Annotated in this window: 8 protein-coding genes and 1 pseudogene; 5 read left to right on the forward strand and 4 right to left on the reverse strand. The window is 41.8% G+C overall.

What is annotated here, in order from left to right:
* Positions 1–205 precede the first annotated feature (205 nt).
* The 3 genes from BM265_RS10270 to BM265_RS10280 all read left to right on the forward strand — a co-directional run bounded on the left by BM265_RS10270 (position 206) and on the right by BM265_RS10280 (position 3,431).
* The gene (locus BM265_RS10270; protein ID WP_074961533.1) at positions 206–844 is read left to right on the forward strand and encodes a hypothetical protein; all 639 of its coding nucleotides are present in this window, start codon (positions 206–208) and stop codon (positions 842–844) included.
* 215 nt (positions 845–1,059) lie between these two features.
* Positions 1,060–2,526, forward strand: coding sequence for a D-alanyl-D-alanine carboxypeptidase family protein (locus tag BM265_RS10275; RefSeq protein ID WP_074961536.1), 1,467 nt, complete (start codon positions 1,060–1,062; stop codon positions 2,524–2,526).
* Positions 2,527–2,564: 38 nt separating this feature from the next.
* Complete coding sequence (locus BM265_RS10280; protein ID WP_074961538.1) at positions 2,565–3,431, forward strand: ComEC/Rec2 family competence protein; 867 nt, start codon at positions 2,565–2,567, stop codon at positions 3,429–3,431.
* A 288-nt stretch (positions 3,432–3,719) separates the two neighbouring features.
* On the opposite strand, the gene BM265_RS10285 is transcribed toward BM265_RS10280, so the two are convergent.
* Entirely contained in the window at positions 3,720–4,667 is a 948-nt protein-coding gene (locus BM265_RS10285) for a serine O-acetyltransferase (RefSeq protein WP_074961540.1), read from the reverse strand.
* Between the two features lie 173 nt (positions 4,668–4,840).
* On the opposite strand from BM265_RS10285, the gene BM265_RS10290 reads away from it, so the two are divergent.
* Positions 4,841–5,887 carry a leucine-rich repeat domain-containing protein gene (locus BM265_RS10290; RefSeq protein ID WP_074961542.1) on the forward strand — a complete coding sequence of 349 codons (1,047 nt, stop codon included), beginning with the start codon at positions 4,841–4,843 and terminating at the stop codon, positions 5,885–5,887.
* 262 nt (positions 5,888–6,149) lie between these two features.
* On the opposite strand, the gene BM265_RS10295 is transcribed toward BM265_RS10290, so the two are convergent.
* From BM265_RS10295 to BM265_RS10305, 3 genes are all read right to left on the reverse strand, one after another.
* On the reverse strand, positions 6,150–6,602 hold the full coding sequence (locus tag BM265_RS10295; RefSeq protein ID WP_024857291.1) for a hypothetical protein: 453 nt from the start codon (positions 6,600–6,602) through the stop codon (positions 6,150–6,152).
* Between the two features lie 17 nt (positions 6,603–6,619).
* The gene (locus BM265_RS10300) at positions 6,620–8,185 is read right to left on the reverse strand and encodes a hypothetical protein (RefSeq protein WP_074961544.1); all 1,566 of its coding nucleotides are present in this window, start codon (positions 8,183–8,185) and stop codon (positions 6,620–6,622) included.
* A gap of 755 nt (positions 8,186–8,940) precedes the next feature.
* Positions 8,941–9,816 carry a hypothetical protein gene (locus BM265_RS10305; RefSeq protein ID WP_074961546.1) on the reverse strand — a complete coding sequence of 292 codons (876 nt, stop codon included), beginning with the start codon at positions 9,814–9,816 and terminating at the stop codon, positions 8,941–8,943.
* A 363-nt stretch (positions 9,817–10,179) separates the two neighbouring features.
* On the opposite strand from BM265_RS10305, the pseudogene BM265_RS20670 reads away from it, so the two are divergent.
* A pseudogene (locus tag BM265_RS20670) lies at positions 10,180–10,352 on the forward strand (IS5/IS1182 family transposase); the annotation flags it as partial.

The following is a 10,352-nucleotide window of genomic DNA, read 5'->3' on the forward strand; positions in this document are numbered from 1 at the left end:
TAATTTTGTGAAAATCTAACACCGCACTGCGCCAATGTTTGTATAAAATAACATCAAAATAATCTTTCACCGAAACGTATATATATTAGGTGTCAATTTATCGACATTTTAAATAAAACAAGGTATTCTGATCTCTGCAAATCAAAATTGTGAGCTATTCGCCTTGCTATACAATCAAAAAATCATTTCGGAGGGTAAAAATTTCATGAAAGTAAAGGTAAATGTTTTCAAATGCTTGGGCATAGCATTATTGCTCATTGTTATAGGTTCCTTTATTATCGGGATCCTGAACAGAAATGTTCCGATAACAGAGCAATATAAGATCAAAAAATTCATCAGCGATAATCACAGCGCATTTTCATTAAAAGAAATTAAAGGAGCATCAGATAATGGATATGAATTATTCGTTGAATTTGATGGTTCCGAACTCTCTTTAAAAGAAAGTGTAATGTGTTACAAAAAACTGCTTGACTATTTTTCAGATGAAAAAATGTCGTTGGCTAATGCTCCTGTGACTTTTTCTATTAGAGAAATAAATGATTCCGGCCCGGAAACAATTATTCTGTCTAATCGATCCGGACTTTCAGATGATTTTAAATATTCAGATCTGAGTTCTGTTCATGTGTCTGAAATTTCAAATAACCTTTTGATATTAAATGAATATGCAGAAGAAATACAGGAGTTAAAAATAATTGGAATAACTGATCCTGTTTTACCTGATCTTGATCAGTTTGAAGCACTTAAAAGTTTAGTTATATCAAATTGTTATAATTCAAAAGGAGAAGATATTCTTTCAGAAGAGTTAGTTGAAAGATTACATGAAAAAGGTGTAGAGTATAACTAACCATCAATTTATTTTATACCTCGCTCAGTCTGCGTCATAGCTTCCCGCGTTTACCGCCATGCTATCCTAAGAACAGCAAAGTCCGCCCACTGCCAACAATTATGAATTGTGAATTGAATTTTTCACCCCATTTTCGCCAAAAGCCGCTTGCAAATGACACGGGATTGTGCTATACTGATAATATTGAATTTCCGTACAAAGAGGGTCATATATAGATGAAAAATAAATTGCGCGTTATATCGGCACTGCTGTGCGCTGTGCTGATATTTGCTGATATAGGCAGCTTCCGCGGCGAGGCGCTCAGCTTTGTGCCAACGGCTGTGGATGCTGACGGTGAACGCAGGGATATCAGGCTATATTCCGAATGCGTTTACATGGTAAATATGGATACAGGCGAAGTTATTGTGGATATCAACGGTGAAAAGGAAGTCCCGCCCGCTTCGCTTACAAAGCTGATGACGGCTGTTGTTCTGCTGGACGAACTGGGGGGAGATGAAAACACCCTTAAAAGCAAGATGATGTCTGCGGGTACAGAGGCTTTTGACGAGCTTTACGATACTGGCGCGGCTACTGCCGATATCCAGCCAAATGAAGCTGTCAGCGCTTACGACCTGCTGGCGGCACTGCTGATACCATCAGCCTGCGAAGCCGCGAACATAATCGCAATAAACGTAGGCGGCAATATACCCGCATTCGTGGATATGATGAACGCGAAGTGTACAGAGATAGGGCTGAAACACACCCATTTCTCCAATGCACACGGTCTGTTCACTCAGCAGAATTACTCCACCGCAAAGGATATCTCCACCATATGCAGATATGCACTTGACAAATACCCCGTTTTCAGGGAACTTGTGGGCAGTCCCTCATTCAATATGGCGCCCACTGACTATCACCCTGAGGGCACATACATAGTCAGCACCGACTACATGATAAACGAGTTCACAGATTACTACTACACAAACTGCCGCGGCATCAAAACAGGCACTACCGAAGCCGCAGGCCGCTGTTTCGCCAGCTATGCCACCAGGGACGGCATTACCTATCTGGCGGTAACAATGGGTGCGCCTATGGAGAAGCTTCCCGAGGATATCAAAAAGGGTGAAGCTGACCCCGAATCAATGTATGCGGACGATGTGGTTTACTACAATTTCATCGACCATATAAATCTGTACGAATGGGCTTTTGATACCCTTGTGCAGAAGGATTTCATCAACGAATTCAGCGAGGTCAGGGACGTAAAGGTGGGCTACGGCAAAAAGCGCGATTACGCCAACCTTAAACCCGCAGGGGGCTACAGCAGGATGTGGCCTGCGAATATCCCCATAGATGATGTTGAAAAGAGGATAACCGTACGTGAAAACATTGTTGCCCCCGTTGAAGAGGGCGATGTTCTGGGCAAGATGGAGCTTATCTACAAGGGCGAGACCCTTGCGGAGATAGACCTTATCTCCACCACGAAAGTCGAACGCTCTCCCGTAAAGGAAAGGGCGAGGATAACCAAGGCGTATTTCAAGTCGAAGCTTTTCAGGATAACAGGCAGTATCGTGCTGGTATGTATCAGTCTGTACTGCGTGCTGTGCTTCCTGATAGCCCAGAGGAAGTATCTGAGGAAGCTGAATCCTTCGGCTGACGGCAGATATGACGATCCTTTTAATACAGATAACGGCGGGGAAGAATAACATCTTAAAAACAGATAAAAGATTGTAGATACAGGGGAATGGAAAGGAAAATGAATATGCTTAGAAAATTTCTCTGCATCGCGGCTGCGGCGCTTACGGCTTTTATGTCGGGTTGTACCGCGAAAACAAACAAAGTCAGCATTGACGAAGTCGGCGACGGGCTGACGATATACAGTTTCAAGGCGGGCAAGGCTGATGCTGAACTTATCTACGGCGATGACTGGGCAGTTCTTATCGACTGCGGCGAAAAAGGCTTCGGCAAGGAGATAGTTGCCTATATGGAAGATAACGGCATCAAAAAGCTGGACTACCTGATAATCACCCACTTTGACAAAGACCATGTGGGCGGTGCGGCTAAGGTGCTGAAAACCTGCGAGGTCGGTGCGGTAATGCAAAGCAATTCTCCGAAAGAGAGCAACGAGTACGAGAACTATCTTGAAGCGCTGGACAACAAGGGCATGACTGCACAGACCGTCCGTGAGAAAATGACTTTCACGCTGGGCGAGGCTGTGTTCACCGTTGACCCGCCTGCGCAGGAGGTTTATGAGAAAGAACCCAGCAACAATTCTTCACTGATAACTGAGGTCACTCTTGGAGATGTGAATATGCTGTTCGCGGGAGATGCCGAGAACGACAGGCTGGCAGAGTTCACGCAGAACAACAATAAAACCTACCGATTTGTAAAAGTGCCCTATCACGGTCACTGGCAGAAACAGCTGCAGCCCTTTGCCCAGAGCATCAAGGCGGAGATAGCGGTGATAACGAGTTCAGATGAAGAACCCGAGGATAAGCAAACTGTTGACCTGTTTAAAAAATGCGGCGCTGAGGTCTACACCACGAAAACGGACAGCGTTATCGTAAAATGTGACGGCAAGAACATAGCAGCAGCGTATGACAATTCATAATTCATAATTGCCCTCGGTCGGGCACGTTCGACGCAGTCAACGTTAGTCATTTCCGCCTATTATATGTTTGCAATGAACATGAATTTCGTGTGACGGCGGGTCATAGTTTCGTGATGAAGATGGAGAATATTACACGCAAGTTCCCCGCCCTGACAATTTAAGAGCATAAAAAGTGCGCTTACCGCAAATCAGCGATAAGCGCATTATTATTTATCAGGACATCAAACTCATATATTCGCAATCCAACCGACAGAACAAGAAACTCTCGTCCCTGCCAACAATTATGAATTATATCATGTAGAACCACGCGGTGTCGTCTTCTTCTATCTCCATACGCTCTACGGGGTGGGCTGCATCGTAGTTGTATCTCAGCTCCTGATTCTTTACGCTGACCTTCGCACCCTCGTTCACCGAACGTGTTATGAATGCGTTACCGCCGATGACAACGTCCTTACCGATGACGGTATCTCCGCCGAGGATGGATGCACCCGAATAGATGGTGACATTGTCCTCGATGGTGGGGTGACGCTTCTTGCTTCTCAGTGCCTGACCGCCCCTTGTGGAAAGCGCACCAAGGGTCACGCCCTGATATATCTTAACGTTATTGCCGATGACTGTGGTCTCACCGATAACTATACCCGTGCCGTGGTCGATGAAGAAATACTTGCCTATGGTTGCACCGGGGTGGATATCTATGCCCGTTTCACTGTGGGCGTACTCGGTCATCATTCGGGGAATCACAGGCACATTCAGCAGGAAAAGCTCGTGGGCTATCCTGTTGACCAGTATGGCGAAAAGTCCCGGGTAGGAGTAGATTATCTCGTCCTCGCTGTAAGCCGCAGGGTCGCCGTCATATGCCGCCTGAACATCGGTGAGGATATACTCCCTGATGGTGCGCAGTCGCTTAACGAATTCAAGGGATATATTACGCGCCTTATCGAGGATATCGCCGCTGTCCTCATCATCGTTATCAAGCACGATGGTTATCTGCTTTGTCAGCTTGAAGATAACGTCCTCCAGCAGCATGGAGAGGTTGCTTTTCATGGTATACACCTTGATATCCCTGTTTCTGAAATACCCGGGGAAGATTATCTTACGCAGGCTGTAGATGATATCTATGATTATCTCTTTATCGGGGTGGTTGAATATCTTGATGTTCTCCCCGACCTTTTCGCTCTCATGATCTGCAAGCAGGTCATTTACTATACCGCCCACTGTTTCTTCAAATGTATTCATTATAATAACGCTCCTTGTATTGTCATCTTATATTAACTTTATATATTATATCATATTACTAGGATAAAGTCAATGATCCCGACACAGGATATACAAATATATTTGATTGACTTGAATTAGGTTTTATGATATAATGTGTTTTGATAAATTTATGTCAAGAAAGCAGGTAAGTCATGGAAGACCAGAAACAACAGAAAAGTCTGCTAAAAAGAATACGCAATATCACACTGATATTACTGGGTCTGATCATATTGATATATGTCATTATCAATATCGTGTTCTGGAAAAAGGGAATGCCGGAGCGCTATTTTGAATATACGATACTGGAAAACGACACCGTTGAGATAGAATACTACCGGGGACCATATTTTCTTCTGAATATCCCAGAAACCATCGATGGCAGGACTGTTACATCAATAGGCTATCACATAATGTGGGCTAAAGATATTAAAGCAATAAATAGGTTCAGTCCGTTCATAATATCTGTTCATCTGCCCGATACTGTCGAGGATATACACGCCTATGCATTTGAGGACTGTACTAATCTCAGAACTATAAATATGCCTTCAAATCTCAAACGCACAGGCATCCGCATACTTATAGGTACCAAAGTAACCAAGCTGGTGTTCCCCGAGAGTATGACCGAGATAGGCTGTGGTCAGGACATTGACAATGAAAATCTGCCATGTACCTGTTCATTCTCTGAAATGAAATACTTACGTGAGATACAATTCCCTGAAAGTCTGAAAAAGATAGGTAACAACGCTTTTTCATTATGTCCGTCTCTTAAAAAGCTGACCATTCCTGACAGTGTTGAGGAAATAGGCTACGGCGCATTTCAGGAAAGCGGTCTTACAGAAGTCAACATCCCCCAAAAACTTGTAACTGACTGCGGCTGTATTTTTAAAGGAACTCCCTTTGAGGAAAAACTTGAAAAAGAAGCTCAGGACGGGTTCGTTATCTTCAATGATGTACTGCTGTACAAATACTGCGGCAGTGATGAAAATGTTGTGATTCCCGATGGGGTGGAAACTCTCTGCTCCAGATCATTCTGGTCAGCTCCGGATGTCAAAACTGTTGAGTTACCTGAAAGTGTAAAAGATATCAACAATGCATTTGAGTATTCCGGGGTCACAAAACTTTTAGTCCCTGATAACGCTGATCCCGAAACCGATATGAAATACGATGATTATCGGAAACTGAGAAGATATAAGTCATAACGGATACTCCCCTGTTTTACGGGCTATAACATAAAATAGAAAGCGCTGCTGCCAGATAAAGACAGCAACGCTTTTTCTTTCAGAATAGTTTTTGGTTATACGCTTCGGTTTGATCCATGCTTTTTCTGCCTATCAAAGCCATATGCAGTTATTTCCAAAAAACAATGTGCTAATTATATAGGCATATAATGAAAAGAAATGAAGCCTTATCAAGATCTGATGTGAAGAAAGCAAGTCTTGCATATCAATTCAGCATAACTCATCATGTAAAATACGCCATCGTACAATACCCTGCATCATCTCCATAGAAGCTTATTTCTGGGAATATGGTCACAGCATAACCAAAGGCTTCTTCATCTTCCCCGCCGATATAAACGATAAGTGCGCAGTATCCATTTGGTCTGAAGCATATAGATACAGGTTCATACTCTAAACACCCAAATTCATCCTCCGGAAATTGTGCGAGAAGGACTTTCTCTATCTCTGCTGTAATTTTTTCATTGTCGAGTATTTTTTTATATGATTCCTTTTGTGCAGCGGTAACAGGCGTATCATTTTCAGAGATCATATCAATATCTATTTCATATGTTTCCCCGAACAGCTTAAATCCCATCCTGCCGTGCCACGTAGGAGCCTCATAATATAAATCACCTAATACTTCGTCTTTAACAAGTTCAGGCTGCTGTTTTTTCTTTGAGCCAAACAATCCGAACATAAAAATCACTCCTTACATCAATCATCTCTTGCTGCATCAGCTGCTAAGTTAAATCCTCCGAACAATGATCCGCGGCCAATTGCTTTATCGAAATATTTGACCATTTTTATTTCGTTAGTTATATGTTCTCTTCCACCGGTATGTTTTAACATATTATGCAGCTTAGTGGGAACTAGATTTTCGTGAATCAAATCAAAATTCTCATGGAACGTTATTCCGTCAAGATTTATTGTTGTTCCGGATTTTTGTAAATAATTGTTTAAAGCTACTCTTCCTTTTGAATTATTGTTATTGAATATTTCGTCCATCAAGCCTTTTTTAAACTTCTTTTCATCGCCGTTAGAGATGAAACGATCTAATTTATTTTTAAAATCATCGTCTGTTCCGCTAAATCCAAGATCTTTCATATTAAATTTTTCGTCTTTTCCAAGTGTAATAATACTCACTTCATCCCACTTCGCATCGATATAACCATTTTCATTTGTTAACGGAATATATGTGTGGTTGGTTCCCAAAATATCGTTAGCCTCATTAAGAGCTTTTCTTGCTTCATCGGTCTTAGGAGTCATACGCATATTGACTGTATCCATATCCCAGTGCTTTTTATTCGAATTGGTAACGATACCTTTACCTAATAAAAGATTACCATCTTCGATCTTAGTGAGATTTTTCAGCTCTGCGATATCATCAATTCCTGTTAAACTCTTAATTCCACCCCATGCTGTTTTACCAAAAGTTTTCATAAAGCCATCAGACTTACAAGCAGTTTTAAAGGCGGTAAAACCTTCTTTAGCTGCATTCGGGATACCTTTGATGCTATTGATTAAACCTCTCCCTGATTCTCTAATCATAGATTTAGTAGCCTGAGCAAATGTTTTTTTGCCGACTGTCATAGCAGACTTTATACCTGCTCCCACAGGCAAAATTATACTTGCGATATCAAGGCCCCAGCTAACTCCCTTAACTATCTGACTCAATGTACTGAAACCTTGTTCATCCAGCCAACCCGCAAGATCCTGACCCGTCAAAGCCATAAATGCCATATCGACGATGCCCATTGCAGCAGATAAAGCACCAACTATTATTCCAATGATAGCGATCACCGCTGCAGGACAAACTATCACTATCACTATAGCTGCTAACACTATAACCGCTGCGATTATAACAGCGATAGCATTTTCTTTGATCCATGTTGTTACGGATCTCCAGAGACTACTGAGAGTGGTTTCACAGTCTGGTCTCAGATTCTCATAATTTTTGTAGAATTCTTTCTTTTTTTCTTTTATCTTATCAGCAGCAGCTTTTTCATGCTGAACCGCATTATTGACAAAAGTTTCGATCTTCTGTTTCAGAGCATTTATCTTCTCTTTCTTTTCTTCCTTGCTCTCCTCAGAATTCACTATATCGTCGATAGCATTCCCAAGATCACTCGATACTTGATTATCGTTTTCACATCCAACACTTGCGACAGTGTTTTTCAAGTCTTTTACTGTTGCATCATAGCTGCCCAGTTTTGAAAGAAGACCGTCAAGCTTATCACTAAAACTATCAAACTTACTCTTCCTTAAAGTTATAGCTGCCATTATCTCACCTCAATCATTAACCGGATAAAGCTTTTCTCCAAAGCCTTATATACTTCCATTTCGTTCATATTTTTTCTTCATCACCCGTCTGCATCATGCAAACTCATTTTTTAGAACAACATTTTCACAAGAGTAAAGCATTTTATTAAAAATGCACCTATATTATATCACACTGCCCTCACACTGTCAACCTGAAACAATGAGAATTCCATACTATTCTCTGACAGCAGAACCAATATACATTTTGCCATTGACATTCCCCCTGAGCGTAAGCAAACCTGTTTTATCATCAAAAGTGCCGCAATCTGACTCGGCACTGTGCTATGAGTGATGGTCTTGGAGATGACCGGTGCACCATAGCTGACTGTTCCTGTCACCATACAAAGTGACATTACTACTGCTAAAACTTTTTTATCTGCATAAATTATGCCATTCTTAGTTAACTGTGCTTAGTACATTTATATATTAAGCTTTATTAATTTCGTCATATTTCTATTCGGTTGTCAATAATGATATTTTTCTTATTTGAACAGTAAAGATCGTAAAGATGGAATGAAGAACTTTTCGGACTTTTCCCTTTTTGAAAGAAAAAAATCACACAAAAATATCTTATGTCAATTGTACATTCGGCTATCATCACAACAAAAAATAAATGCTGCGCAACCGCTGAGGTTACGCAGCATTATATTCAAATCATAAAAACTTCTTTATGGTCGGACTTTGTTGTTTGCTTTTTCAGCATATCATACGCAGATTCAATTATCTGCATATACCGCAAGGAAGTAATAAGGTACTGTCATAACAATATCATCATTGCTGTCCTTTACATATACAACAAGCATATAACTTTTATCCTCTGATGAGTCCGGTGCGGTGAATGATAACATCATGTTTGTAGGGCTTGCTGCATCCGCTGATGTTTCGACATTGACATCTTTCAGTTCGTCCTCATTCATAACAATAGTCTTGTTATCCCAGCTGCTGCCTTTCTGATAAATGACCGCTGTTATTTTATTCAAAGTCGAATTTATTGTTTTAACATCAAAACTGATATTTTCACCCGGTGCAACAGTTCGGCTGCTTGAAGTGATCTTCAGCGAAGGTGACGGCGGTGGCGGCGGAACCTCGACCGGTGATGCCTTATAGGTCAGCGTACCGTATGCAAGGAGAGTACCGTTCATAGGAGAAACTTCTTCAAGTGAATTTGAAGCCATGAGTTCTGCTATCATACTGTAGGTGGTTTCTCCCATAGGGAATTCATCTGAAGCAAGCGCTATCTCAACGTCATCGTAGGGAGAATTTGTCATCGCTCCCAACGGTATAATGAATTTGCCGTCTGAATTCAGGTGATACACAGCGCCTGCTGCCGACGCATTATTTATCTCGCTTCCAACTTTAACAATAAGTTTAGCATCCTGCGGAAGGAACGTTCCAGTATCGGGGTAAACTACCAAAGCCATATCGCGGCCTTCCCATTTTGTAGCTCGTCCGTTTATCGTATCGATGTCATCGTCATCGACGCGGGTCGTGGTCACGGTGCTGCCGTCGAGCAAAATATCCTCTGCTGTCAATTTGGTGGTAATGCCGCTGACTGTTTCTGTGAGATCATTGCCGTCAGTTACAGTCGACATATCAAATTCCGCCTCAGATCTAAGGGTCACTGAGCAGTAGCTGTTTCCGGGATCAGTGGAATTTCCGTAGACTAGCGGAGTTAATATACGCACTGTATCAGCTTGTTTAGGGCACTCCCAAACCTCAACGACTTTAAACATTTATGCTCATTCGATGGCTAAAGCCAATGCAGAAGCTATGGAAGCAGTAGCCGACACTTTAAGGCTAACAATAAGTGATAGAAATAACGACAGCCATAATTCGTCTCTCCTCACACAGCAATAAAGCAACGAAATATCGACAAATCCAACAAAATATGGTATAATAGAAGTGCAAGAAAAAGTAATCAAAACGAGAAAAAAGCTTGCACTTCGGAGGATGCCATGTATAAGTTCAAGAAGGAAAAACAGATTTCATTCACAGATTTCAATCAACCGCTTGGTTTGCAAATGAACCCGGATAACCGCTGGGTAAAGAAAGCAGAAATGATCCCTTGGGAAACAATTGAAGCTGAATATGCCAGGCTGTTCCCGAGCCATACCGGTATGCCCGCAAA

This window comes from Hominimerdicola alba, assembly GCF_900112155.1.
Classification (GTDB): Bacteria; Bacillota; Clostridia; order Oscillospirales; family Ruminococcaceae; genus Hominimerdicola; species Hominimerdicola alba_D.